General features: G+C 64.4%; 25 protein-coding genes and 1 pseudogene. 13 read left to right on the top strand and 13 right to left on the bottom strand.

The features are described from left to right. Positions 1–322 precede the first annotated feature (322 nt). The 9 genes from DBR47_RS02695 (at position 323) to DBR47_RS02735 (ending at position 10,055) form a co-directional block, all read left to right on the top strand. On the top strand, positions 323–2,023 hold the full coding sequence (locus tag DBR47_RS02695) for a DEAD/DEAH box helicase (protein ID WP_124446578.1): 1,701 nt from the start codon (positions 323–325) through the stop codon (positions 2,021–2,023). Positions 2,024–2,171: 148 nt separating this feature from the next. Continuing rightward, the gene (locus tag DBR47_RS02700) at positions 2,172–2,792 is read left to right on the top strand and encodes a cold shock and DUF1294 domain-containing protein (protein ID WP_124446580.1); all 621 of its coding nucleotides are present in this window, start codon (positions 2,172–2,174) and stop codon (positions 2,790–2,792) included. Positions 2,793–2,861: 69 nt separating this feature from the next. Beyond that, positions 2,862–3,245 carry a SirB2 family protein gene (locus DBR47_RS02705; RefSeq protein WP_124446582.1) on the top strand — a complete coding sequence of 128 codons (384 nt, stop codon included), beginning with the start codon at positions 2,862–2,864 and terminating at the stop codon, positions 3,243–3,245. Between the two features lie 31 nt (positions 3,246–3,276). Beyond that, positions 3,277–4,713, top strand: coding sequence for a hypothetical protein (locus tag DBR47_RS02710; RefSeq protein WP_231512090.1), 1,437 nt, complete (start codon positions 3,277–3,279; stop codon positions 4,711–4,713). Continuing rightward, entirely contained in the window at positions 4,710–5,480 is a 771-nt protein-coding gene (locus DBR47_RS02715) for a hypothetical protein (protein ID WP_231512091.1), read from the top strand. The genes DBR47_RS02710 and DBR47_RS02715 overlap by 4 nt, the downstream gene beginning before the upstream one ends. Before the next feature lie 3 nt (positions 5,481–5,483). Beyond that, positions 5,484–8,303, top strand: a complete 2,820-nt coding sequence (locus tag DBR47_RS02720) for an ATP-binding protein (protein WP_124446584.1) — start codon at positions 5,484–5,486, stop codon at positions 8,301–8,303. 9 nt (positions 8,304–8,312) lie between these two features. Next, positions 8,313–9,008 (top strand): YafY family protein, encoded by a 696-nt coding sequence (locus DBR47_RS02725; RefSeq protein WP_124446586.1) that lies wholly within the window; start codon positions 8,313–8,315, stop codon positions 9,006–9,008. Between the two features lie 52 nt (positions 9,009–9,060). Further along, positions 9,061–9,447, top strand: coding sequence for a VOC family protein (locus DBR47_RS02730; RefSeq protein ID WP_124446588.1), 387 nt, complete (start codon positions 9,061–9,063; stop codon positions 9,445–9,447). A 53-nt stretch (positions 9,448–9,500) separates the two neighbouring features. Continuing rightward, the gene (locus DBR47_RS02735) at positions 9,501–10,055 is read left to right on the top strand and encodes an EVE domain-containing protein (RefSeq protein ID WP_305037009.1); all 555 of its coding nucleotides are present in this window, start codon (positions 9,501–9,503) and stop codon (positions 10,053–10,055) included. A gap of 15 nt (positions 10,056–10,070) precedes the next feature. Here DBR47_RS02735 and DBR47_RS02740 read toward each other — a convergent pair whose 3' ends face one another. The 5 genes and pseudogenes from DBR47_RS02740 to DBR47_RS02755 form a co-directional block, all read right to left on the bottom strand. After that, a complete protein-coding gene (locus DBR47_RS02740; RefSeq protein WP_124446590.1) occupies positions 10,071–10,829 on the bottom strand; it encodes an MgtC/SapB family protein in 759 nt (252 codons plus the stop codon). A 102-nt stretch (positions 10,830–10,931) separates the two neighbouring features. Next, positions 10,932–11,279: an FKBP-type peptidyl-prolyl cis-trans isomerase gene (locus DBR47_RS24825; protein ID WP_370454859.1), complete on the bottom strand. Its 348-nt coding sequence runs from the start codon at positions 11,277–11,279 to the stop codon at positions 10,932–10,934. A gap of 30 nt (positions 11,280–11,309) precedes the next feature. Beyond that, positions 11,310–11,654, bottom strand: a pseudogene (locus DBR47_RS24830) (FKBP-type peptidyl-prolyl cis-trans isomerase); the annotation flags it as partial. A gap of 294 nt (positions 11,655–11,948) precedes the next feature. Beyond that, positions 11,949–12,839 carry a tRNA glutamyl-Q(34) synthetase GluQRS gene (gluQRS, locus tag DBR47_RS02750; RefSeq protein WP_124446594.1) on the bottom strand — a complete coding sequence of 297 codons (891 nt, stop codon included), beginning with the start codon at positions 12,837–12,839 and terminating at the stop codon, positions 11,949–11,951. Next, positions 12,839–13,831: a LysR family transcriptional regulator gene (locus DBR47_RS02755; protein ID WP_124446596.1), complete on the bottom strand. Its 993-nt coding sequence runs from the start codon at positions 13,829–13,831 to the stop codon at positions 12,839–12,841. Before DBR47_RS02755 ends, gluQRS begins: the two co-directional genes overlap by 1 nt. Before the next feature lie 125 nt (positions 13,832–13,956). Here DBR47_RS02755 and DBR47_RS02760 point away from each other — a divergent pair, with 125 nt between their 5' ends. The 3 genes from DBR47_RS02760 to DBR47_RS02770 all read left to right on the top strand — a co-directional run bounded on the left by DBR47_RS02760 (position 13,957) and on the right by DBR47_RS02770 (position 16,102). After that, positions 13,957–14,694, top strand: a complete 738-nt coding sequence (locus DBR47_RS02760; RefSeq protein WP_124446598.1) for a pirin family protein — start codon at positions 13,957–13,959, stop codon at positions 14,692–14,694. Between the two features lie 80 nt (positions 14,695–14,774). After that, complete coding sequence (locus tag DBR47_RS02765; protein ID WP_124446600.1) at positions 14,775–15,329, top strand: flavodoxin family protein; 555 nt, start codon at positions 14,775–14,777, stop codon at positions 15,327–15,329. A 65-nt stretch (positions 15,330–15,394) separates the two neighbouring features. Next, entirely contained in the window at positions 15,395–16,102 is a 708-nt protein-coding gene (locus DBR47_RS02770; RefSeq protein ID WP_124446602.1) for a DUF599 domain-containing protein, read from the top strand. 42 nt (positions 16,103–16,144) lie between these two features. Here the strand turns inward: DBR47_RS02770 and DBR47_RS02775 are convergent, their stop codons facing one another. The 8 genes from DBR47_RS02775 to DBR47_RS02810 all read right to left on the bottom strand — a co-directional run bounded on the left by DBR47_RS02775 (position 16,145) and on the right by DBR47_RS02810 (position 22,693). Then, complete coding sequence (locus tag DBR47_RS02775) at positions 16,145–16,390, bottom strand: hypothetical protein (protein ID WP_124446604.1); 246 nt, start codon at positions 16,388–16,390, stop codon at positions 16,145–16,147. Positions 16,391–16,566: 176 nt separating this feature from the next. After that, positions 16,567–17,334, bottom strand: coding sequence for an ABC transporter ATP-binding protein (locus tag DBR47_RS02780; RefSeq protein WP_124446605.1), 768 nt, complete (start codon positions 17,332–17,334; stop codon positions 16,567–16,569). 12 nt (positions 17,335–17,346) lie between these two features. Beyond that, on the bottom strand, positions 17,347–18,471 hold the full coding sequence (locus tag DBR47_RS02785) for a succinylglutamate desuccinylase/aspartoacylase family protein (RefSeq protein WP_124446608.1): 1,125 nt from the start codon (positions 18,469–18,471) through the stop codon (positions 17,347–17,349). 35 nt (positions 18,472–18,506) lie between these two features. After that, a complete protein-coding gene (locus DBR47_RS02790) occupies positions 18,507–19,193 on the bottom strand; it encodes an ABC transporter permease (RefSeq protein WP_197046848.1) in 687 nt (228 codons plus the stop codon). After that, positions 19,193–19,882 carry an ABC transporter permease gene (locus DBR47_RS02795; RefSeq protein WP_124446612.1) on the bottom strand — a complete coding sequence of 230 codons (690 nt, stop codon included), beginning with the start codon at positions 19,880–19,882 and terminating at the stop codon, positions 19,193–19,195. The genes DBR47_RS02790 and DBR47_RS02795 overlap by 1 nt, the downstream gene beginning before the upstream one ends. A 72-nt stretch (positions 19,883–19,954) precedes the next feature. Continuing rightward, the gene (locus tag DBR47_RS02800; RefSeq protein WP_124446614.1) at positions 19,955–20,764 is read right to left on the bottom strand and encodes an ABC transporter substrate-binding protein; all 810 of its coding nucleotides are present in this window, start codon (positions 20,762–20,764) and stop codon (positions 19,955–19,957) included. A 105-nt stretch (positions 20,765–20,869) separates the two neighbouring features. Beyond that, positions 20,870–21,835, bottom strand: coding sequence for an alpha/beta fold hydrolase (locus DBR47_RS02805; protein ID WP_124446616.1), 966 nt, complete (start codon positions 21,833–21,835; stop codon positions 20,870–20,872). 36 nt (positions 21,836–21,871) lie between these two features. Then, on the bottom strand, positions 21,872–22,693 hold the full coding sequence (locus DBR47_RS02810; protein WP_124446618.1) for a sulfurtransferase: 822 nt from the start codon (positions 22,691–22,693) through the stop codon (positions 21,872–21,874). Positions 22,694–22,797: 104 nt separating this feature from the next. On the opposite strand from DBR47_RS02810, the gene DBR47_RS02815 reads away from it, so the two are divergent. Then, positions 22,798–23,019 (top strand): SlyX family protein, encoded by a 222-nt coding sequence (locus tag DBR47_RS02815; RefSeq protein ID WP_124446620.1) that lies wholly within the window; start codon positions 22,798–22,800, stop codon positions 23,017–23,019. Positions 23,020–23,151 lie beyond the last annotated feature (132 nt).

The raw sequence follows: 23,151 nt of genomic DNA on the forward strand, positions 1-23,151 counted from the left end.
ACGCACGGTGCTTGGTACCTGATCCATTCGGGCTGCATCCGTCGTGACTCTGACCACCCACTTCGGGTGATGCGCTGAACGCCCCTCGGGTTCGGTCGGCGGCGATGCCGTCGCTTTGACTGTTCCCCCGGCGCCGCCCCAGGCACCCTCGGCAAACACTTGCCGACTTACCAAGACCTGGCGCACGACGCGAGCTTTCTCCCAGCGACCTTACTGGCTTGACGCGCTTTTCTTTGCTAGCGCGGTCAAGCGTGTGCGTTCGTCTGCATCTGCGCTTCTTTTGAGGCACGGCAGGCGGGGCACAGCTTTGTTGAAAGAAGATATGACTTTTGAAAATCTAGGCCTGCACGAATCCATCCTGCGTGCCGTTAAAGATTCCGGTTACGAAACCGCCACCGAAGTTCAAACCCTGGCCATCCCTGCCGGCATCGCTGGCAAGGACTTGATGGTTTCCGCCCGTACCGGCAGTGGCAAGACCGCCGCCTTCATCTTGCCCGCGCTGAGCAAGATTCTGGCCGGCCGTGCGACCCAGCAAGAGCGTGTCCGTGGCAAGAACTACGGCCCCAAGGTGCTGGTGCTGTGCCCCACCCGTGAGTTGGCCATGCAAGTGGCCAAGGCCGCTCAGACCTACGGCCGCCATGTGCCCGGCCTGAAGATCGCCACCGTCCTGGGCGGCATGCCTTACGCCCTGCAGATCCGCCAACTGAGCGGCCCGCTGGACATTCTGATCGCTACCCCTGGCCGTCTGCTGGACCACCTGCAATCGGGCAAGTGCGTGCTGGATAACGTCGAAATTCTGGTGTTGGACGAAGCCGACCGCATGCTGGACATGGGCTTCATCGACGACATCAAGTTCGTTGCCGATCGCATCCCCGCCGAGCGTCAAACCGTGATGTTCAGCGCCACCTTCGCCGGCCATGTGGGCCGCCTGGCCAATGACTTGATGCGCGATCCCCAGCGTATCGACGTGGCTTCGCACACCGACACCCACGAGAACATCACCCAGCGTCTGCACTGGGCTGATAACAACAACCACAAGGATCAGTTGTTGGAGCATCTGCTGGCCGACAAGGATCTGGACCAAGCCGTCGTCTTCACCAGCACCCAGCGTGACGCTGACTGGCTGGCCGAGCGCCTGCAAGAGCTGGGCCACGCCGTGGCGCCTCTGCACGGTGGCATGCCGCAAGGCCGTCGCAACCGCGTCTTGCAAGCCCTGCGTCGCCATGAAGTGCGCGTGCTGGTGGCGACCGATGTGGCCGCTCGCGGTATCGACGTGCCCACCATCACCCACGTGATCAACTACGGCCTGCCCATGAAGGCTGAGGACTATGTGCACCGCATCGGTCGTACCGGCCGCGCCGGTCGCGAAGGCCTGGCCGTGACCCTGGCCACGCGTGATGATGTGTCCATGATCCGCCGCATCCAGCAGTTCACCACCCAGACCATTCCTTCGGCTCAGATCGAAGGTCTGGAGCCTAAGACGCAAGAACCCCGCATCTTCCCGCCTCGGCCCGCTGGCGCCGGTGGTTTTGAAGACCGTGGTGCCCGTCCAGGCTGGGGCGCCAAGCCCGGCTTCGGTGGCGGCAACAAGTTCGGTGGCAATAAGTTTGGCGGCAAGCCCTCCTTCCATCGCGACGGCGGCAAGCCTTTCGTTCGTGAAGGTGGCCGTCCCGAAGGTTTCGCCCCCCGTGGCGACTTCCGTCAGGATGCCCGTCCCTCCTTCGACCGCGCATCGTCCTTCGACCGTGGCAATGACCGTCCTGCCTTCGGCAACGATCGTCCTTCCTTCGGCAATGACCGCCCCTCTTTCGACCGGGGTGGCGACAACCGTGGTTTCGCACCGCGTGGCGACAAGCCCGCGTTTGCCCCCCGTGGTGACCGTCCTGCCTTCGGCGACAAGCCGGCCTTCGCTGGCAAGCCCAGCTTCGGTGGCGATCGTCGCCCGGGTGGTTTCGACTCCCGCGGCCCCAAGCGCGCCGGCCCCGCCGGTGGCGCGCCGCGTCGCAGCGGTTTCGGCCGCTAAAGCCAAAGGCAGGCTTGGCGCTTGCTAAGATCTGAGCCAAGCAATGCCCATCAAAGGCCCGCTGCAAAGCGGGCCTTTTTCGTTTGGGCGCCCGCAGTGAAGCGGGCTTTTTTCGTTGTGGGCGCCCCGAGCAAAGAAGCAGGTTTTGATGGCAAGAGAACAAGGTCAGCTCAGTCAGTGGGACGACACCAAGGGCTACGGCTTCATCAGCCCTCAAAAAGGCGGTAGCCGCGTGTTTGTGCACATCAAGGCCTTTGCCCTGCAGGCCGAGCGGCCCAGGCTGGGCCAGAGCCTGAGCTATGAAATGGCGCAGGACGCGCAAGGCAAATGGCGGGCGATCAATGTCAAGCCCTTGAAGCCTGTCGCGCAATCTCGGCCCGCCGCAGCTGGCGCCGATCGCGCCGCCGCCAGCGCCCGCAGCCTTTGGCTGGTGCCCTTGTTTGCTGCTTTCTATTTGATTTGCCACCTGGCCTGGGATCTGAAACCTGCCGTCTGGGGCCTGTACATGGCCCTGAGCCTGGCCAGCTTCATCGTCTATGCGGGCGACAAGCGGGCCGCCCGGCGCGGCGACTGGCGGGTCTCGGAAAATACTTTGCATCTGCTGGCCTTGGCCGGTGGCTGGCCGGGCGCCTTGCTGGCCCAGCAGCTGCTGCGGCACAAGTCCAGCAAGACTTCGTTCCGGCGCTGGTTCTGGGCCAGCGTCGTGGGCAATGTGCTGCTCTTCCTGCTGATCTGCTCGCCCTGGCTCAAGCCGCTCTTGCGCCTTTAACCGACTTGACAGCGCCGCCCGGCCTGGACCAAGCTCAAGCCCAAACAAGGACAGAGGGACTGAAGCGTTATGGAGTACAACTTCGATTCGCAGATGAGCCAGATCCACGCCCTGATGGGCTGGTTCAGCTTGGGCCTGTTTCTGGCGCGCGGCTTGGCTTTCCAGTTTCAGCAGGCTTGGCCCATGGATGCCCGGGTGCGGGTGCTAGTTTTTGGCAATGATTTGTTGATGACCGTCACCGGTCTGAGCCTGTGGGCACTGCGCCATCACAACCCCTTGTATGACGGCTGGCTGGCGGGCAAGTTGATCGCGCTGCTGGCCTACACGCTTTGCGCGCACTGGGCCATGGGGCGGGGTGAGTTCCGCAGCCTGGGCTATGTGCTGTCCCTGATGTTTCTGGCCTACATGATTGGCGCGTCGGTCACCCGAAGTGCGGCCTTGGGCTTGTTCTAGGTGCGACGCTGCGGGCAGAGATAATGCCCCCATGACAGAACAAGAGCTAGGTGCAGACTCGCTGGAGTCCGAGCTGCGCTTTGAAGACTATTTCCGCGAAGGATCCGCCCCCACCGAGGCCTTGCTGTGGTGGCAGTTGGAGCGCAACGAGGCCTTGCTGAACGCCATGCGGGCTCTGTGCCACGGGCCGGCGGCCCTGGTGCGCCTGCGGGTCTGGATCTTTATGGAAGTGATGGCCATGCCGGCCTCGCGCATCAGCCGCGAGACCCTGAACCAGCATTTCCACATCCTGCGCGACGAGGCCCTGGAACTGGTGCTCAAGCGCCTGCGCGAGGCCGAGCTGCTGGCCTGGGACGGCTCCAACCAGCAATACGGCGTCACGCCCCTGGCCCAACAGCTGCTGGGCGTCTTGCAGCCCCTGGTGACCAGCACGGTGCAGGATGCCGACCTGAGCGCCTTGCTGGCCAATGTGGCCGGCGCCCATCAGCTGGGCACCCTGGACCCGGCCCAGCTGCAACATCTGCAAGCCCAGCTCTCGCGCCTGTACGACGAGTTTGCCGATGCAATCGCCAGCGGCTCGGAGTTTCACTTGCGCCGTGCCCGCCAGCGTTTTGGCCGCGCCCTGAGCCTGGTGGAAAAAGCCAGCGAGGCCCTGTCGGCCATCATGGTGCAGGCCCAGGAGCAGGGCAATGCCAAGCTGGAGCGCCTGGCCCGCGAGCTTGGCCTGGCCCAGGCTCGTTTGCTGGCCATGGCCAGCCAGTTCAACCGCGCCCTGCAGCAGGCCGATCGCCAGCGCGTCACCCTGGGCTCGACAGGCATCACCACCACCGATGTGCGGCGCTGGCTGCAGAACGTGCCGTTCTTGGAGAACCTCAGCCTGGGCGCTTTGTCCCGACCCATTCATCCGATTTTTGTGGCCCAGCATGAGTTGCTGGACACCACCGAGGCCGAGTTCGAGCGTGACCGTCCGGCGCCCAAGGAAGCCGAGGCCCTGCCTTCCGCCAAGGCCGCCGCACCGGGCGAGCTGGCCGTCATGAGCTTGCCGCCCGAGATGGGGCTGATGCAGGCCTTGCTGGCCCGCTGGACCGAGGCCGGCGAGATCGAGCAAGACCTGGCACCCGCCGTGTTGGGCGGCAGCTATGCCCGCGCCTCTTACCGCGCCCAGCTGCTGCCTCTGCTGGGCGACGCCCAAGCTCAACATTTGAGCGGGGCCACCGGCGATATGGCCCGCCAGCCCTGGCGGGTGCAGTGGTCGGCCGAGCAGGGCGAGGTCGATGATGAACACATCGCCTGGATGAGCAAGGGCGTTTTGCGCAGCACCGATGCGCCGCCCAGGGAGCCTGAGGGCGATCCCTTCTCAGCCGAGGTGAGGATGTCGGAGCCCGACGAAGCACCCAAGCCCGAACGAGTCAAGAAAACAAGAACGCCCAAGCCCAAAGAAGTCGAAGCTAAGGAAGTCAAAGAATGAGCGCTGCTCTGGACGATGCCGCCGCACTGGCGGCGCAATTGTTGGCGCGCCGCTGGCTGCCCCGCAACCACCCCCTGGTGCGCCGCGCCCTGATCGATACCGATGTCTGGACGGCCTTGGGCGAGCGCCTCTCGGCCGTGGGCCTGCGGGTCATCGACAACCTCTACGCCGACCACATCAGCCTGGCCATGTTGCGCCCGGCTGAGGCCGCCGTGTTTGGCGAGACCGGCCTGGCCGCCAATAACAATCTGGACCTGCCGCGCGACGGCGTGGCCTTGCTGGTGGTGCTGTGGTCCCTGATCGTTTTACCCAAGCGCCAGCGCCAGGTGGCGCGGGCCGAGGCCAAGGAAGAAGGCCAGGGTGAGTTCTTCGCCACCGACAAACCCGTGCCCCTGGCCAGCAGCGTCAGCCCCACCATCTCTTACCGCAGCCTCTTGGCCGACTTTGGCAATCAGCTGGGCAAGAAGATGCGTCTGGACTCCAACCTCAAGCTCTTGGAGCGCAACGGCTTCATCACCCGGCGTGGTGAAGACATTGCCGAAGGCCCTTTGCTGGACCTGCTGCTGGACTACGACACCCTGGCCCCACGCATCTTGGACGGTGCCCTGGGCGATGTGCTGGAGCGCAGCAGCGACCCGCAGGCTGCGCCCCTGATCGCCAAGATGCGCCAGCCCGAGCTGCTGCCGCCCGAGGAGGAAGAAGAAGAGCCGCTGCCCAGCCTGGCCCCCGCCATCCAAAAGCAACAACAAGACGACAGCCCCATCTGAGCCATGTTCCATCTTCAATCTCTAGAACTGCTGCATTGGGACTACTGCCAGCGCGTCACCATGCCGCTGGACGGCGCCATCATCACCATCGCCGGCCCCAATGGCTCGGGCAAGACCACCTTGCTGGACGCGATGCGCACCTTGCTGGGCCTGGAATGCTCGGGCGGCCGCACCTACAAGACCTATGCCCGCCACGCCAATGCCGAGACCGCCTGGCTGCGCGCCTTGGTGGACAACCGCCCGCGCGGCCGGCAGAACAGCTCGCGGCCTTTTGCCAGCTCCCTGCTTTATGCCGATCAGGTGACCCTGGTCTGCCGCATCGAGCGCCATGGCGGGGACTGGCAGCGCCGCTATCTGATGCTGGATGGCGTGCACGAGGTCGAGGCCATCGCCGCCCGTGGCGAGAAGGACTGGATGGGCATTGAGGCCTGGCGCCGCCGCCTGGAGGCGGCGGGACTGACCCGCGCCATTGGCCGCGTGCTAGCGCTTGAGCAGGGCCAGACCGACCGCCTGTGCGAGCTCTCACCGCGCGAGTTGCTGCGCCTCGTGTTTGAAGTGTTTGGCGACCAGGAGGTGCTGGACCGTTACGACCAGGCCCGCAGCCATCAGCAGCATCTGCTCAAAGAAGTGGAGCAGGCCGCGCACGAGCTCTCGCACACCCAGGCTCAGCTCTCCGACCTGGCCAACCGCGTCACCAGCTACCAGCAATACCAGCTGCGCCTGCGCGAGCGCGAGCGCCTGGCCACCGAGGTGGTGCCGGTGCTGCAATGGAGCGAGTCGCGCGCCCGCACGGCGCAGGGCCTGCGCGATCTGCACAGGCAGCGCCTGTTTGCGCGGGCCGACGAGCGCAGCTTGAGCGAGCGCCGTGCCGCGCTGCACAAGCTGTTTGAAAGCTCGGAGCAGGCCAAGAAGCGCCTAGCCGAGATCGAGCAAGAGCGCAAGCAGACCCGCGCCGCCTTCGACGCCGCCCGCGAGGCCGAGCGGCCCATGGAACTGCTGGCCAAGCGCGAGGAAGAGCTGCGCGCCCTGGCCGCTGTGGAGGCCGATGCCCAGGAGCTGGCCCAGCGCATGGAGGACCTGAGCGGCCGTCAGCACGCCTTGCGCGAAAGCTTTACCCGCGCCAATGACCAGAGCAAAAAGGCTCAGACCGCGCTGGAGGGTTTGAGTGGCCAACGCTTGCCGCCGCCCCCCGTCGAGGTGACGCGCTTCCGCCGCGCTCTGGACGACGCGGGCATTCATCACCATGTCTTGGCCGATTGCATAGACATTGCCGATGAGAGCTGGCGCGCTGCCGCCGAAGGCATGTTGCGCCCCTCGCGCTGGGTGGTGGTGCTGGAGCATGCCAAGGACGAAGCCCATGCCTTTGCCCTGGCCTCGCGCGAGCGCTACCGCCACTATGTGGTGGCCGAGGGTGAGCAGGCGCCCGCGCAGGTGCCGCAGGATTCTTTGCTGGCCGCGCTCAAGATCAATGCCAAGCTGCCCGCTTGGCTCTTACGCCAGCTGGGTGGCATACGCCGGGTCAAGGACACCGAGGCCGGGGCCAAGGCGGGGGGCGAGTGGATCACCCCCGACGCCTACTACCGCGATGCTCGCGGCGGCCGCAGCCTGTGGGTGGAGCCGCGTGACTTCCAATTTGGTGTGTCGGCGCTCGAATCGCGCCGCAAGGCCTTGGAGAGCGAGCTGGCCCGTTACGACGGCGAGCTGACCCGCTTGGCCAAGGAGCAGGCCGAGGTCGAGCGCCAGCTCAAGGACGCACAACGTGCCGCCCAAGGCCATAAGGCCGCGCAAGAGCTGGGGGAGAGGGCGGACGAATTCGCCGCCTGCCGCCAGCGCCTGCCCGCGCTCAAGCAAGCGCGTATCGAGGCCTCCAGTCGCATGACAGCGCTGGAAGGCGAGCATGACCGTGCGCTCACCCAGCACACCCGCAGCGAGCGCGATTACGAGGCGGCCCAAGCCTCACTCAAGGCCAGCGAAGACAATGTCTCGCGCACCCAGCGCGAGCATGGCAGCCGTTATGCCGATCTGGTGCAGGCTGCAAAAGCATCCCGTGAGGCGCGTGCCGCCTTCCCGGCGAATTGGGTGTTAGCCAGCACGCTGCAAGCCTTGCGCGATGAGTTTGAAAACGCCAAACAGGCCGAGATCGCCAGCCGTCATGTGCAGGCCGAGCTGGACAACGGCGTATGGGAAACCGACCCGCAAGTGCAGGATCGCCATGCCCGCATGAGCGTGGCCGTGCTGGAGCAAAGCGCCCAGCTGGAAGACCGCCGCGCCAGCAATGAGATGGCCCGCATAGCAGCATTCAATGCCCGCGAGCGTTACATCGACGTGCTGCGTGCCACCGTGCGCCGCTACAAAAAGAATGTGCAGGAGCTGGGCGAGCTGGCCGGGGTGATCGCCGTGGCCGAGCTGCCCCATCTGGACAACGACGATATGGTCTTGGCCCAGGCGGGCCTGCAGGTCAAGTTCAACTTCGACGGCAAGGGCGAGGTGGGCCTGAACGACGGCGAGGCCTCGGGCGGCCAGCAGGTCTTGAAGAGCCTGATCCTCTTGGTGGGCTTGATGAAGGACGACGACAGCGCCGGCGGCTTCGTCTTCATCGACGAGCCTTTTGCCCATTTGGACGTGCGCAATATTCAGCTGGTGGGCCATTTCCTGCGCTCCACCCGCGCCCAGTATTTGCTGACCACGCCCATCACCCATAACGTCGAGGTGTTTGAGCCTTCCGAGATCACCTTGGTCACCAGCAAGAAGGCGCGTGGTGAGCGCTGGGCGCCGCCCATTGCGGTGTTGGCGCGTCGGGCCGAGAAGTCGGTTTACGACTAATTCCTAACGATGTCCCGCGCTGCCCGCCTGCTGGAGCTTCTGCAAGTGCTGCGGCGCCACCGCCAGCCGGTGGCCGGTGCGGCGCTGGCCCAGCAGCTGGGCATCAGCCTGCGCACGCTGTACCGCGACATCGCCAGTCTGCAAGCGCAAGGCGCAGCCATCGAGGGCGAGGCCGGCCTGGGCTATGTGCTCAAGCCCGGCTTTGTGCTGCCGCCGCTGATGTTCACGGCGGAGGAGCTGGAGGCCTTGGTTTTGGGTTCGCGCTGGGTGATCAAGCGCGGCAAGGACGCCCGCCTGGCCGAGGCCGCAGGCCGCGCGCTGGACAAGATCTCCGCCGTGCTGCCCGCCGAAGCCAGGCATCAGCTGGAAAGCCATGCCCTGCTGGTTGGGCCGGCCAAGGAGGTGGCGGAAAGCCCATGGCTGGCCCGCCTGCGGGCGGCCATACGCGATGAGCAGATCCTTCAGCTCACTTACCTCGACCTCAAGGGCCAGCTCAGCCAGCGCCGCATCTGGCCCTTTGCCCTGGGTTATTTTGACCAGGTGGAGTTGGTGGTGGCCTGGTGCGAGCAGCGCCAGGCAGTGCGCAACTTCCGCGTCGATCACATCCAGGGCTTGCTCGATACCGGCCAGCGCTACCCGCGGCCACGCCAGGCTTTGCTGAAAGAATGGAAGGCGCAAGAGAAGATCGCTGCTGCCAGAAATTGACACTGCCCCTGTTTACGCTGAAGGCCTTCTCCAAACGAAAGGACTTCACACCATGAAGACAGCACTGCAGCCCAATTTCATGCTCTTTTACGTGGCTAGCCCCAGCGAGAGCGCTGCTTTCTACGCCCGCATCCTGGGACGCGAGCCAGTCGAGGCCTCACCCGGCTTCGCCTTGTTTGTCTTGGACTCCGGCCTCAAGCTGGGCCTGTGGGCGCGCGGCGGTGTCGAACCCGCCGTCGAAGGCCTGCCTCAGCATGCCAGTGGCGAGCTGGCTTTTGCCGTCCCCGATGTGGCGGCGGTGCAGGCCGCGCATCAGGCCTGGTTGGGCCTGGGAATTCCCATGCTGCAAGCGCCCACGCAGATGGACTTTGGCTTCACCTTCACCGCGAGTGACCCGGACGGCCATCGCCTGCGGGTCTTCACGCCGCAGGGCGATTGAGCGCGAGTCCTCCGTACTCGGGGATTGTCTTGGTCACAAGGAGGGAGCGAGCCATGACTCTATTGAACAGCCGGGCGGCTCAGCCAGAGCCCACGTGGATGGGCAATGAATGCCTGCCGGGCTTTGAACCCGGCGAGGCCGATCTGAATGCAGCGAGCATAGGCAGCAAGGTGACGGCCACCAGACATTGGTTGGCCGTGGCCTGCGCCGAGCATGTGCGGCGAGGTCGTTCAGAGGGCTTTATGCAGGTCTGCCACGGCAAGGCAGCCCCCTTGCGGCGCCTGCGGCCTGGGGATCGCGTGGTCTATTACTCGCCCAGCCTGCGCATGGGGGGCAGCGATGGTCTCAAGGCCTTCACGGCCTTGGGCGTGGTCTTGGCGCGTCCGCCCTATGTTTTCGATATGGGAGGGGGATTCACCCCCTTCCGTCGGGACGTGGCTTGGTGTTCGACGCGCGAGACCCCCATCACACCGCTTTTGCAGGCATTGGAGTTAAGCGCTGGTAAAAAGAATTGGGGCTATCCGCTGCGACTGGGTCTGCTTGAAATCAGTGCGCACGATATGGCTGTGATCGCTCAAGCCATGGAAGTGAGCTTGGCAAAAGACTAAAGAGTGCCGCCAGCTTCAGTTCCGCGCATGGGTGACCCGGTACTCGGCAACGCCGGGGATTTCGGTCACCCGGCTGGCGAAGCGGGTCAGAGTCTCGCCGCCGAAATTGCGGCGGGCGGTGCAGACAAAACGCCATTCCTCGCAGCCGTCCTGCAGTTGAATGCTCAGCGAACCCGGGGCGAAGCGAAAGCCCAGGTCGTGGGTGAACTTGGCCAACTCGGCCTGCCTGAAGTGCCGCTGCGGCTGGCCGCGCAGCATCACGGCGATGGCGGGGTGAGAGGGCAGGTGGGCCTCTAGCTTGGCGCCCCACATCATCAGGCTGGCGCACAACAGGGTCAGCATGATGGCGGCGAAGTAAAAGCCCATGCCCAAGAGGATGCCGATGGAGGAGGCGGCCCAGAGTGAGGCGGCGGTGGTCAGGCCGCTGATATTCATGCCCTCCTTCATGATCACGCCGGCGCACAAAAAGCCGATGCCGGTGACCACGCCCTGGATCACCCGTGTGGGGTCGGAGACGGCCAGGGGCAGATTGCCAGGATTGATGCCGCCGTACCACTGGTGGGGGTAGGCCAGCAAGATGATGACGCCGGTGGAGGCCATGCAGACCAGGGCATAGGTGCGCATGCCGGCGGCGCGGCCGTGGTAGGCCCGCTCATAGCCCAGCACCAGGCCCAGGATCATGGCGCCCAGCAGATGGAAGAGCATCAGGATATTAGTCTGCCATTGCTCGGCGCTCCAGTAACGCAGCAGGTGGTCGAGGTCGAGCAGATTCATGAGCGGCTCCGGCAGGCAATGCGCTCATGCTAAGCGTCAGTGCAGGCGCAGCAGACGAAAAAAATGGCTCCAAAAGGAGCCATTTATCGCTCAAGCTGAGGCTTAAACGGCCAGCAGATCCACCTCAAACAAAAGCGTGGCATTGGGCGGGATCACGCCGCCCGCGCCGCGGGCGCCATAGCCCAGCTCGGCCGGGATGACCAGCATGCGGGTGCCGCCGACCTTCATGCCTTGCACGCCCAGGTCCCAGCCCTGGATCACTTCGCCTTCGCCCAGGCCGAAGCGGAAGGGGTCGCCACGGTCCTTGCTGGAGTCGAACTTCTTGCCGCGTGCGCCGTCCTTGTAGAGCCAGCCGGTGTAGTGCACGGTGACGCGCTGGCCGGCCTTGGCCTCGGCGCCTTCGCCCAGCTTGGTGTCTTCCAGCTGCAGGCCGCTGTCCAGCGTCGTCAGGTTCAGGGTGATGGGCTCATTGCCGCCGCTCACGCCCAGCAGTTCCACTTCAAAAATCAAGGTGGCATTGGGCGGGATGACGCCACCGGCGCCGCGCGCGCCATAGCCCAGCTCGGGCGGGATCACCAGGGTGCGCGAGCCGCCGATCTTCATGCCTTGCACGCCTTCGTCCCAGCCGCGGATGACCATGCCGCCGTCCAGCTCGAAGTTGAAGGGCTGCTTGCGGTCCTTGCTGGAGTCGAATTTGGCGCCCTTGACACCGTCTTTATAGAGCCAGCCGGTGTAGTGCACGCTGACGTCATGGCCGGACTTGGCCTCTTTGCCGTCGCCGACCACGGTGTCTTCAAATTGCAGGCCGCTGGGGCTGGTGTTCATGCTTATTCCTTCAATGCGATGCCGCTGCCTGGCGCGTGCGGCGAGGCGGGCATCATAAATCCTAGCCCGGATGTTCCACGAGGTCGGCCCTGTCTGACCTACGACATCTATGCTTTTTGAGGTCTCTGCATTCGGCACGAGAGCCAATTTAGATACTGGGGCCTACGCGGGTTTGCGCGGCGCAGGGCTCGCTGGCTGCCCCTCAACTCCTCGCCAATGCCTATGGGCATTGGCTGCGGCCGTCTCGGGTCATCCCGCCGCGCCCTGCACCCCGCAATTCCCGCGTCCCTCGTGCTACATCCGGGCTAGCCAAGCCTCGACGCCTTCGGCCAAAACTTCGCCCACGGTGGAGCCCGTCAATTGCAGGCCCAGGTGCAGGGCGGCGGCGCGCAAGGCGGCGGCCGGGTCGTCCAGATTCAGCGCCGCCGCACCATTTTGCTTGGATAGCTTTTCGCCGTTCTCACCCAGCACCAGGGGCGTGTGCAGATAGCGCGGGCGCGGCAGGCCCAGGAGTTCTTGCAGGCGCAGCTGGCGGGGGGTGTTGTCGGCGAGGTCTTGGCCGCGCACCACATCGCTGATGCCTTGTGCGGCATCGTCCACCACGACCGCGAGTTGGTAAGCCCAAAGCCCATCGGCGCGCTTGAGCACGAAGTCACCGACGGCGCGGCTGAGGTTCTGTGTTTGTGGCCCCAGGCGGCGGTCTGTCCAGGCCAGGGTCAGGTCTTGCCTGGCCTCGCGGTCGGCCGTGCTGAGCAGGCGCCAGGCGCGGCCGGGCTTGCCGCCCAAGCCGTTGCGGCAGGTGCCGGGGTAGACCAGCTCGGCGTGTCGGCCGGGCAGGGCGTGTTGCGCCGCCAGGGCCTGCTGAATATCGGCACGCGAGCAGGCGCAGGCATAGGCCCAGCCGCTGGCTTGTAGCTGTGCCAGAGCCTGGGCATAGAGCGCCCCACGCTGCGATTGCCAGACGGGTGCTTCATCGGGCACAAGGCCGCAACGCTCTAGCTGGGCCAGCACCAGCGCGTCCGCCCCCTTGGGGCAGCGCGGCTGGTCCACATCCTCGATGCGGACCAGCCAGCGCCCGCCCTGGGCGCGCGCATCCAGCCAACTGGCCAGGGCGGCGACCAAGGAGCCGGCATGCAAGGGGCCGGTGGGGGAGGGGGCAAAGCGGCCGATATAGCCGGGGCGCATCAGAGAATCAGCCCCTCATGTTGTTCCAGCAAGGCATGCTGGGTGGTGGGGCTGGCCAGCTGCTGCAACCACCAGCTCAGCGCCTTGCCGGGCGGCTGGCCGCCGCTGGCGCTGTTATTGCGCCAGGCATAGTGCAGGGGCACGATGCGGCGGCCGCGGTCGGTGCTCAGATGCACCAGGCGGCCTGCCTCCAGATGCCGGCGCACCATGGAAGCCGGCAAGTTGCCGCAGCCCATGCCGCGCAGCAAGGCCTCCAGCTTGGCGGCCATGGAGGGCATGGTCAACACATCCTGACCCGGCATCACGCCGATGGTGACAGGGGCGAGGCTGCGCGCCGTGTCGGCCACGGTGATGATGCGGTGGCCGGCAATGGTGCTGGCCTCCAGCGGCTGCTCCAGGCGCGCCAGCGGGTGGTGGGGCGCCACGCAGAACAGCATTTCCATCTGGCCCAGCAGGGCGCAGTGCACGCTGCCGTCGGGCGGTTGGGCCGAGGTGCCAATGGCCAGATCGGCCTGGCCGGAAATCAGCGCCTCCCAGGTGCCCGACAAGACCTCGGTGCGCAGCTTCAGGCGCGTGGGTGGGCCCTGGCGTTCGCCGCTTTTGCCGTCATCACCGGGCAGTTGGTAGAAGGCCTCCATCAGATCGAAGAGGGCGCGGCGGGCGATGGCGTCATCGATCGCGATGGTCAGCTCGCTCTCCCAGCCGGTGGCGATGCGGCGCACCCGATTGGCCACGCCGTCCATCTCGCTGAGCAGGCGCCGGCCTTCGATGAGCAACTCCTGGCCCGCAGCGGTCAACACGGCCTGGCGTGAGCTGCGATCGAAGAGCAAGACGTCCAGGGCCTCTTCCAGCTGGCGCACGTTGTAGGTGAGGGCCGAGGGCACCTTGCCCATCTCGCGGGCGGCGGCGGCAAAGCTGCCACTGCGGGCGATGGCGTCCATCATGGCCAGGGCCTCGGGGGTGAGTGCGCGGCTTTTGGGGGTGGTTTGCATGAGGGGAGGGGGCGGGCATGCGAATTCTTGAGCCCTTCATCTTATTTGAATGCTGGCTTCAAGCCGCCTCTCCCACAGCCCGGGCCTGGACTTCTACAGTGAAGACATTCAAGGAGAGAAACATCATGTTTGAACTGATCAAGTCTTGTGAGCGCGGTTATGCCGATCACGGCTGGTTGAAGTCCTTCCACAGCTTTTCCTTTGCGGATTACTTTGATCCCAAGCGCATGGGCTTTGGCGCCCTGCGGGTGATCAATGAGGATCGCATCGCCCCTGGCACCGGCTTCGGCACCCATGGTCACAAGGACATGGAAATCATCAGTTATGTGCTGAGCGGCGAGCTGGCTCACAAGGACAGCATGGGCAATGGTCAGCCCGGCCAGAGCGGCCAGAGCGGCAAGGCCGCTGGCGTGATCTTGCCCGGCGATGTGCAGCGCATGAGCGCGGGCAAGGGCGTGATGCATAGCGAGTTCAACCATGCGCAGGACCGCGAGACGCATTTTCTGCAAATCTGGATCCAGCCCGATGAGCGCGGCATCTCGCCCAGCTACGAGCAGCGCAGCTTCGGGCTTGAGCAAAAGCGGGGTCAGCTGCGCCTGGTGGCCTCCAAGGACGGGGCGCAGGACTCGGTGCTGATTCATGCCGATGCCAAGCTTTATGCCGGCCTCTTCGATGGCTCTGAGCAGGCACAGCTGAACCTGGCACCCGGCCGCCTGGCCTATGTGCATCTGATCCGCGGCGGCTTGACGGTCAACGGCCAGCGCCTGAGTGGCGGCGATGCCCTGGCTCTGCGTGAAGAGACGGCGATCGAGCTGAGTGCCGGGGCCGACGCCGAGGTCTTGGTGTTTGATCTGGCGCCCTGAGCGTCGAGGTTTTTGTGTTCAAGAGCTGGGTTTCGCGGCCTTGAACGGATTTTTAGACAGATGTGTGAGAGGTTCTTCCCATGAGCAAGATTGCGATTGTTTTTCATAGCGGCTACGGCCATACCCAAAAGGTGGCCGAGGCCGTCGCCGAGGGCAGCGGCGGGGCCTTGTTGGCCATCGACGCCGAGGGCCATCTGAGCGAGGCCGATTGGGCGCACTTGGCCGCGGCCGACGCCATCATCTTTGGCACGCCCACCTATATGGGCGGCCCGTCTTGGCAGTTCAAGAAGTTCGCCGATGCTTCCAGCAAGATCTGGTTCTCGCAGGGCTGGAAGGACAAGATCGCGGCCGGCTTCAGCAACTCCGCCTCGCTCAACGGCGACAAGTTCTCCACCCTGCAATATCTGTTCACCCTGTCCCAGCAGCACGGCATGGTGTGGACCGGCCTGGGTCAGATGCCGGCCAATCGCAAGGCAGCGACCCGCGACGATCTGAACAATCTGGGCGCCAGCATTGGCTTGTTGACCGCCACGCCTTCGGACGCTTCGGTGGATGAAATGGTGGCGGGTGACTTGGCCACGGCCAAGGCCTTCGGACAGCGCGTGGCAGCGGTGGCGGCTCGCTGGGCGGCCTGATGCTTTGAGGCCTTGAGCGGCGTCAGTTCACTCGGGCGGGGCCCGGGAGGTTTTACAGTTCGGGCATGAAGAATCTTCTAGCCGTCCTCAACTTCCTGCCCGCCACCGATTGGCTGGCGCTGCTGCTGTTCTTTGTTGGCTGGCTGGGCTATGCCGCTTTTGCCAAGCGGCAGTCACAGTTCGACGGCACGCTCTTGGCGGCCACCAACCGCGAGCGACGCCGCTGGATGCTGCAGACGACTTACCGCGATGTTCGGGTGATCGACGGGGTGGTGGTGCAAAACCTGTCCACCAGCCCCTCGTTCTTCGCTTCCACCACGATTCTGATCATCGGCGGCTTGCTGGCCAGCCTGGGTGCCAGCGAGAAGGCGACGGAGTTGGTGCAGGAGTTGCCCTTCACCGCCCGCACCAGTGCCCTGGTGTTTGATCTGAAACTGGTCTTGCTGATCGGCATCTTTGTCTATGCCTTTTTCCGCTTCACCTGGAGCATGCGCCAATACACTTTTGGCGCCTTGCTGGTGGCGGCGGCCCCTTCGGCCGAGGCCTTTGTTGAGCAAGGCCTGTCGCGCGAAGCCTTTGCCGACCGCGCCGGTCGGGTGATGGGCATGGCCGCAGAAACCTTCAATGACGGGCTGCGTGCCTACTACCTGGCTTTCGCCGCCATTTGCTGGTTCTTCTCGCCCTGGGCGTTTATGGCGGGCACGCTGGGTGTGCTTTTTGTGCTTTACCAGCGTGAGTTCCGTTCGGACGTCTTGTCCGTGCTGCAGAGCTGACACCGAAGCGGAGCTTGGGCCAAGCTCCGCTCAAACCGGGGCTTACTTGATGCTGCCGGACATGATCGCGTTCTGCTCCCGCAGCGCGTCCTTGGCAAATTCCTTGTCAGCCTTGGCAATGGGTTGAGCGCCCTTGTAAGGGATGCGCGAGCCGGTCACATAGGTGCGCTGCACATCGTCGTCGGCAGCGCTCTTGAGATTCGCCGGGCTGCTGCAGGCGCTAAGCGCGCCGACACCGATCAGCGTGGCCGTCAGACCGAGGCTGCGGAGTGAAAGAGATTTCTTCATGGCTAAGGTTCCCTGAACGTGTCGAGAAATCGCCTGAGCCCATGTATCCAGACTTGCGGCGAGGAATGCCTGGACTGAATGTCCAAGCCACAGACCTTGTGTGCCGGGATTTTGGGCCGGAAGCCAAACCTGAGTCAGTACGGGCAAACCCAGCCCGACTCAGGGAGGGTTCTCGCCTACTTCAAACCACCACTCAAGAACTGCTGCAAGCGCTGGCTCTGCGGCTTGAGCAAGACCTCGCGCGGATTGCCTTCCTCCACGACCTTGCCCTGGTGCAGGAACAGGGTGTAGTTGGAGACCTCGCGGGCAAAGCCCATTTCGTGGGTCACCACAATCATGGTGCGGCCTTCGGCGGCCAGGTCACGCATGACCTTGAGCACCTCGCCCACCAGCTCGGGGTCCAGGGCCGAGGTGGGCTCGTCAAACAGCATCACCTCGGGCTCGACGGCCAGGGCACGGGCAATCGCCACGCGCTGCTGCTCGCCGCCCGAGAGTTGGGCGGGGTAGACGTCTTTGCGATGGCCCACGCCGACCCGGGCCAGCAAGGCCTCGGCCTTCTCGATCGCCTCGGCGCGGGGCACGCCCAGCACATAGATGGGCGCCTCGATGACGTTTTCCAGCACCGTGCGATGGCCCCAGAGATTGAAGTTCTGGAACACCATGGCCAGGCGCGCGCGCCAGAGCTGCAACTGCTTGGCGTCGGCGGCCTTCAAGCTGCCGTCGCGGTCGCGCACCAGCTTGAGCTCCTCGCCCTTGAGCGAGAGCTTGCCTTCATAGGGTTGTTCCAGCAGATTCAGGCAGCGCAGAAAAGTGCTCTTGCCCGAGCCGCTGGAGCCGATCAGGGTGATCACATCGCCACGGTTTGCAGACAGGGACACGCCCTTGAGCACCTCGCGCTCGCCATAGCGCTTGTGCAGACCTTCGACTTTCAAACTGACTGTCATTTTGTTTTTCTCTCAAGCACCTAGCAGCTTGCCGGTGCGGATTGCTTCCTTGCCTGCGACCTTGGCCACGCGCATGCCGGCCGTGGCAAAGCGCAGGAAGTCGCGCGCAAAGAAGAGTCCGTCCACCGGGCTCTTCAGCTCGGTCACTTCGGCCGTGATGGGGTCGATCACATGGGCCAGCACATCACCGGCAGCCACTTGTTCGCCGACCTGGCGGACAAAGGTCAGCACACCGGTCGTCGTCGATTTGATGGGCATGCTGCCGGCCAAGGGGCGGCCATCGCCGATCGCGTCGGGCAGGGCGGGTTTGGGGCCGGCAATCAGGCCGCGGTAGCGCAGGAAGTCAACAATGTTCTGCGCATCCTGGCGCGCCAGCTCATGCTCGACATCGGCGGCGCCGCGCAACTCCACCGTCACCGACATGCAGGCTTGCGGAATGGGGAAGCGATCGCCGAAACGGTCTTTCCATTTCCACCAGACCTGGGAGCAGGCCTCATCAAAGGGGCTGTCGCCCGATTCCTGGGCCAGCAAAGCCACACGCGAGCCGATGAAACGGCCCAGCACCTCGCACTCCGGCCAGCAGGGGATCTCGGTATACATATGCATGACGGCCTGGGCATCGCAATGCAGGTCCAGCACGATGTCGGCATCGCAGCTCAGCGACATGAGCTTGCGGCGCAGCGACTGCAGCTCGGTGTCCACCTGGGACTCATCCACCGCTTTCTTCAGCTCGCGTCGCAGCACCCGCACATTGTGGGCGGGGTCCTGCGTCAGCTGCGCCTCGGCGGCCAGGGCCGCCGCCTCGGTCTGCTCGGGATAGTGGCGGTTGAAGTTCTCGCCTGTCATGGTTTCGAAGCGGCCCATATGCATGTACAGCAGATGCTGGGACAGGCCGATCGGGTTGGCCATGGGCACCAGAATGATCTCGCCCGTGATCTGGCCGGCGGCCTGCAGCGCGTTCAGCTGCTGGCGCAGATGGTGGGCGACCAACATGCCCGGCAACTCATCGGCATGCAGGGACGCCTGGATATAGGCTTTCTGCGTTCCAGCACCGGCGGGCTGGCCGTAGTGCAGGGAGATCAGCTCGCGTTGGGTGCCCGGAGCGGGCGAGATCAGGGCGTGTTTTTGAATCTGCATGGGAGCTTTTGCGGTTTATCTCGGCCTAGCGAGGCTTATCTCGGCATCAGCGGCTTCAGCCATTTGGCCTCGGCCTTGTGGAACAAGGCCACCAAGGTCAGGGTCATCAGGAAGTAGAAGACGGCCGCGGTGATGAAGGCTTCAAACGGGATGTAGTGGGTGGCGTTGACGCGGCGTGCCGCGCCGGTGATGTCCAGAATGGTCACGATGCTGGCCAGGGCCGTGCCATGCAGCATGAAGATGGCTTCATTGCTGTAAGCGGGCAGGGAGCGGCGCAGGGCCGAGGGCAGCACGATGCGGCGGAACATCACCCAGCGGCTCATGCCCAAGGCCTTGGCGGCCTCGATCTCGCCGGCCGGCAGGGCACGGATGCTGCCCGCAATGATCTCGGTGGTGTAGGCCGCCGTGTTGAGCACAAAACTCAGGCAGGCGCAGAACCAGGCCGAGCTGAAGTAAGGCCACAAGACGCTGTTGCGCACCGCTTCAAACTGGGCCAGGCCGTAATAGATCAGGAAGAGCTGGACCAGCATGGGCGTGCCGCGGAACACATAGGTGTAGAGCCAGATCAGGCGCGAGATCCAGCTGCCCGTGAGGCTGCGCAGCACGGCCAGCGGGATGGCCAGGGTGAGGCCCAGGACGAGCGAGATCAGCAAGAGCTGAAACGTGGTCCAGGCGCCGCTCAGATAGAGCGGCAGATTCTCAAGAATGGTGTCGTAGGCAATCACAGCGAACCCCTCCGCACGCCGGTGGAGAAGCGCTTTTGCAGCCAGTCAAACAGCAGTTCTGAAACGCTGGTGAAGGCCAGATAGATCAGGGCCACGGCCAGATAGAACACAAAGGGCTCACGAGTGGATCCGGCTGCTTGCTGGCCGCGTGTCATCAAATCGTGCAGGCCGATCACCGAGACGATGGCCGTGCTCTTGATCAGCACCAGCCAGTTGTTAGACAAACCCGGCAAGGCATGGCGGAACATCTGCGGAAAGGTGATGCGGCGGGCAATCTGCCAGGCCGACATGCCATAAGCCAGGCCGGCCTCGCGCTGCCCCGGCGGCACCGCCAGAAAAGCACCGCGGAAGGCCTCGGTCAGATAGGCACCGAAGATGAAACCGATGGTCAGCACACCCGCCACATAGGGGTTGATGTCGATGTATTCCTCGTGGCCAAGCGAGAGGGCGATGCTGTTCACCGCCACCTGGCCGCCGTAGAAGATCAGCAGCATCAGCACCAGATCGGGCACGCCGCGGATCAAGGTGGTGTAGAGATGGGCCAGTCCTCGGGCGAAACGCCATTTGGACAATTTGGCCAGGGCGCCCAACAAGCCCAGAATCATCGCCATCGCCAAAGAGGCCAGGGCCACGCTCAGCGTGACCCCGGCGCCTTCGATCAGGCTGGGCAAAAAGCCGTGCAGCATTGAGTCTTTCGAAAGTTCATTCAAGCGGCGGCGGGCCGCAGCAGCCCACCGCCGAGGCCAACAGGCCCGGGTTTACTTCTTCTTGATCGAAATGTCGTAGTCGAAGTACTTGTCGTTGATCTTCTTGAAGGTGCCATTGGCCTGCACGGCGGCGATGGCGTCGTTGAACTTCTTGCCCAAGGTCTTCTCGTCGGCCTTGCGCAGCCCGACGCCAGAGCCGACGCCAAAGTACTTCACATCATCGAAGTTGGGGCCGACAAAGGCGAAGCCCTTGCCCTCGGGCTTCTTCAGGAAGCCGAAGTCGGCGGCCGGCATATCGGCCAGGGTCAGGTCCACGCGGCCAGACTTCAGGTCCAGAAAGACCTGGTCTTGCGACTGGTAGCGCACGATATCGCTTTGCTTGAAGATGGCCGAGGCATAGGCCTCGTGGATGGTGGCGCTTTGCACGCCGATCTTCTTGCCCTTCAGACCGGCCGGGGTCAGATCAAACTTGACGCCGCTCTTGGCCACAAAGCGGGCCGGGGTGTTGTAGTAGGGGTTGGAGAAGGCGATGACCTTCTTGCGCTCGTCGGTGATGGAGACGGAGGCGATGATGGCATCGACCTTGCGGGCCTGCAGAGCGGGGATCAGGCCGTCAAAGTCTTGCTGCACCAGGGTGCACTCGGCCTTCATCTCGGCGCAATAGGCCAGGGCCAGATCGATCTCGAAGCCCTTGAGCTTGCCGTCGGCGCCCACTTCGGAGAAGGGTGGGTAAGCACCTTCCACGCCGATGCGGATCTTCTTCCATTCCGGGCCTTGGGCCTGGACGCTGAAACTGCTGCAAGCCAGGGCGGCAAGGGCCAAGGCGGTGGTGGTACGGGCGATCAGGGAACGGCGTTGCATGAGCTCTCCTAGAAAAAGGATGGGGGCAGTAAAGAGGTACAAAGAAGAGTACGGGGGAGGAAATGTCCAAGCTTTGATCTTGCAATGCGAATCAAGACTTGGCTCTTAGGGTTTGAGCGTATGCAGAAAGTCCAGGACGGGCGCCAAGGAGGCGGCGGGGTCCTCTTCCTGGGGAACATGGCCCAGGCCCGGCAGCATCACCAGGCGGCTGCCGACGATGTCGCGGGCAAAGTTCTGCGCGAAGCTGGGAGGGATCAGGCGGTCCTTCTCGCCCCAGAGAATCAGGGTGGGCAGGCGCAATTGGCGCAGTTTGTCCGCATGGGCGCCGGGCTGCATCTGCGCGAAGCGCTCGCGCAAGGCGGGCCGATTGCCGCTGCGCAGGGTCAGCTCAAAATAGCGATCGACCAGTTCCGCGCTCACCCGGCTGGGCTCACCGTAGACGGATTGCAAGCTGCGCTCCACCAGGAAGCGCGGCAAGACATAGTCGGCAATATGAGCGAGCACGGGCAGGCGCGCCAATCTAAAGCCCATGGGCATGGATTCGGGGGCCAGGGCATAGCCGGCAGCATCCACCAGGATCAAGGCCTTGACGCTGCTTGGGTGCGCCGCCGCGTACTCCCAAGCCAGCTCGCCACCCAGGGAATTGCCGCCCAGCACGACTTGTTGCAGTCCCAAATGCTTCAGCAAGGCCTCGATCAGGCGTAGGTAAGCCGCGTTGCTGTAATCGCCCTCGGCCTGTGGGCCGGTCAGGCCAAAACCCGGCAGGTCCAGGGTGATGATGCGGCGCGCCTCGCCGGTTTTTTGCAGGCCGTCGATCCAGCCCTGCCAGGTGTGCAGGCTGCTGGAGGTGCCGTGCAGCAAGAGCAGGGGGGCGGGGTCCTCGCGCGGGCCCACATCGCGGATATGCAGCAGCTGGCCGTTCAGGTCCAGGAACTCCGAGGGCGGCAGGGCCCAGCGGCCCACCAGGCTTTCCAGCGGGCGGTCGGGGGCCTTGGTGGCGGCAAAGCCCAGGGCGGCCAGCAGCAAGGCCACGCCAATCAGGCGCGGCAGGATCTCGGAGAGCTTTTGCACCGGGAAAGTCTAGCGCTTGTCGGCGAGGGTGTTGATCTAAGCGACTTTGGCGCGCAGCGCCTGAGCCGAGGCTTCGCGATGCGCCTCAGAGGCGGGGCGGACGATCTCGGTGGACGGCGCCAGGCCGGCGTCCAGCGCTTCGCGCTGGTCAAACACAAAGCAAGCGCCTTGGTAATGCGGGCCCCCGGTTTCCTCGAAGTACTTCAGGATGCCGCCTTCCAGCTGGTAGACCGGGCCATCTAAATTTTGTTGCTGCAGGTAAATCGCCGCCTTTTCACAACGGATGCCGCCGGTGCAAAAGCTCACCACCGTCTTGCCCAGCAGCTCTTCGCGGTGGGCTTGCACGGCCTCGGGGAATTCGCTGAACTTGGCGATACGCCAATCGATCGCGCCCTCAAAAGTGCCGTAATCCACCTCGAAGGCATTGCGGGTGTCCAGGGTGACCACGGGCCGGCCCTCGTCGTCATGGCCTTGGGCCAACCAGCGCGCCAGCGTGGTGGCCGGCAGGGCGGGGGCGCGGGGCAGGGCGTCCGGTCGAATGGCCGGATGGTTCATGCGGATGATCTCCGGCTTGACCTTGACCAGCAGCTTGCGAAAGGGCACGCCCTCGCTCCAACTCTCCTTGGGCGCGAGGTCGGCAAAGCGGGCATCTTCTTGCAAGGCCTTGACCCAGGCGCGCACGCCCTCGGCCGAGCCGGCCAAAAACAGATTGATGCCTTCCTCGGCCAGCAGCACGGTGCCCTTGAGCGCCAGCGCTTGGGCGCGCTCGAACAAGTGCTCGCGCAGGGCCAGGCAGTCCGGCAAGCCCACAAATTTGTAGGCGGAAATATTGAGAATGGGCAAGGCGTTGTTTGGCATGGTGAGCTAGGGATTGTAGGCAAGCCGAGGCACTGCTCAGGTCAAGTGTCTTTTTGCACCCCCAGCCCAGGCCGGGCCCGGCGCGGATGGGGTCCAATACGGCCATGGATCAACACAACATCACCGAGCAACGCCTGACCGAGCTGGAGATCAAGGCCAGCTTCACCGAGGACCTGGTCGAGCAGCTCAATCAAGTCATCGTGCGTCAGCAGCAGCAGATCGACGCCCTCGGGCGCGAGTTCGCCCGCCTGCAATCGCAGCAGCTGGAGCAGGGTAGCGGCCCGGGCTTTCGCAGCCTGCGCGATGAGTTGCCGCCGCATTACTGAGGAGCGCGGCCGCCTGGCGCGCAGGGTTCACCTATCGCCCCGGCCTGCACTGCCGGCCTCATTCGGGCAAACCCGTGGCATCAATTGATGAATTTCGGAGCCTGAATCCCCTAGCTCAAAGGATGCGCTAGT

Origin of the sequence: Paucibacter sp. KBW04 (genome assembly GCF_003852425.1) — a bacterium.
GTDB lineage: Bacteria > Pseudomonadota > Gammaproteobacteria > Burkholderiales > Burkholderiaceae_C > Paucibacter_A.

What these genes read in the sequence shown, in the direction of transcription:
- DBR47_RS02695 (WP_124446578.1), top strand. Translation starts at nt 323, where the DNA reads ATGACTTTTGAAAATCTAGGCCTGCACGAATCCATCCTGCGTGCCGTT.
- DBR47_RS02700 (WP_124446580.1), top strand. Translation starts at nt 2,172, where the DNA reads ATGGCAAGAGAACAAGGTCAGCTCAGTCAGTGGGACGACACCAAGGGC.
- DBR47_RS02705 (WP_124446582.1), top strand. Translation starts at nt 2,862, where the DNA reads ATGGAGTACAACTTCGATTCGCAGATGAGCCAGATCCACGCCCTGATG.
- DBR47_RS02710 (WP_231512090.1), top strand. Translation starts at nt 3,277, where the DNA reads ATGACAGAACAAGAGCTAGGTGCAGACTCGCTGGAGTCCGAGCTGCGC.
- DBR47_RS02715 (WP_231512091.1), top strand. Translation starts at nt 4,710, where the DNA reads ATGAGCGCTGCTCTGGACGATGCCGCCGCACTGGCGGCGCAATTGTTG.
- DBR47_RS02720 (WP_124446584.1), top strand. Translation starts at nt 5,484, where the DNA reads ATGTTCCATCTTCAATCTCTAGAACTGCTGCATTGGGACTACTGCCAG.
- DBR47_RS02725 (WP_124446586.1), top strand. Translation starts at nt 8,313, where the DNA reads ATGTCCCGCGCTGCCCGCCTGCTGGAGCTTCTGCAAGTGCTGCGGCGC.
- DBR47_RS02730 (WP_124446588.1), top strand. Translation starts at nt 9,061, where the DNA reads ATGAAGACAGCACTGCAGCCCAATTTCATGCTCTTTTACGTGGCTAGC.
- DBR47_RS02735 (WP_305037009.1), top strand. Translation starts at nt 9,501, where the DNA reads ATGACTCTATTGAACAGCCGGGCGGCTCAGCCAGAGCCCACGTGGATG.
- DBR47_RS02740 (WP_124446590.1), bottom strand. Translation starts at nt 10,829, where the DNA reads ATGAATCTGCTCGACCTCGACCACCTGCTGCGTTACTGGAGCGCCGAG.
- gluQRS (WP_124446594.1), bottom strand. Translation starts at nt 12,839, where the DNA reads ATGCGCCCCGGCTATATCGGCCGCTTTGCCCCCTCCCCCACCGGCCCC.
- DBR47_RS02755 (WP_124446596.1), bottom strand. Translation starts at nt 13,831, where the DNA reads ATGCAAACCACCCCCAAAAGCCGCGCACTCACCCCCGAGGCCCTGGCC.
- DBR47_RS02760 (WP_124446598.1), top strand. Translation starts at nt 13,957, where the DNA reads ATGTTTGAACTGATCAAGTCTTGTGAGCGCGGTTATGCCGATCACGGC.
- DBR47_RS02765 (WP_124446600.1), top strand. Translation starts at nt 14,775, where the DNA reads ATGAGCAAGATTGCGATTGTTTTTCATAGCGGCTACGGCCATACCCAA.
- DBR47_RS02770 (WP_124446602.1), top strand. Translation starts at nt 15,395, where the DNA reads ATGAAGAATCTTCTAGCCGTCCTCAACTTCCTGCCCGCCACCGATTGG.
- DBR47_RS02775 (WP_124446604.1), bottom strand. Translation starts at nt 16,390, where the DNA reads ATGAAGAAATCTCTTTCACTCCGCAGCCTCGGTCTGACGGCCACGCTG.
- DBR47_RS02780 (WP_124446605.1), bottom strand. Translation starts at nt 17,334, where the DNA reads ATGACAGTCAGTTTGAAAGTCGAAGGTCTGCACAAGCGCTATGGCGAG.
- DBR47_RS02785 (WP_124446608.1), bottom strand. Translation starts at nt 18,471, where the DNA reads ATGCAGATTCAAAAACACGCCCTGATCTCGCCCGCTCCGGGCACCCAA.
- DBR47_RS02795 (WP_124446612.1), bottom strand. Translation starts at nt 19,882, where the DNA reads ATGCTGCACGGCTTTTTGCCCAGCCTGATCGAAGGCGCCGGGGTCACG.
- DBR47_RS02800 (WP_124446614.1), bottom strand. Translation starts at nt 20,764, where the DNA reads ATGCAACGCCGTTCCCTGATCGCCCGTACCACCACCGCCTTGGCCCTT.
- DBR47_RS02810 (WP_124446618.1), bottom strand. Translation starts at nt 22,693, where the DNA reads ATGCCAAACAACGCCTTGCCCATTCTCAATATTTCCGCCTACAAATTT.
- DBR47_RS02815 (WP_124446620.1), top strand. Translation starts at nt 22,798, where the DNA reads ATGGATCAACACAACATCACCGAGCAACGCCTGACCGAGCTGGAGATC.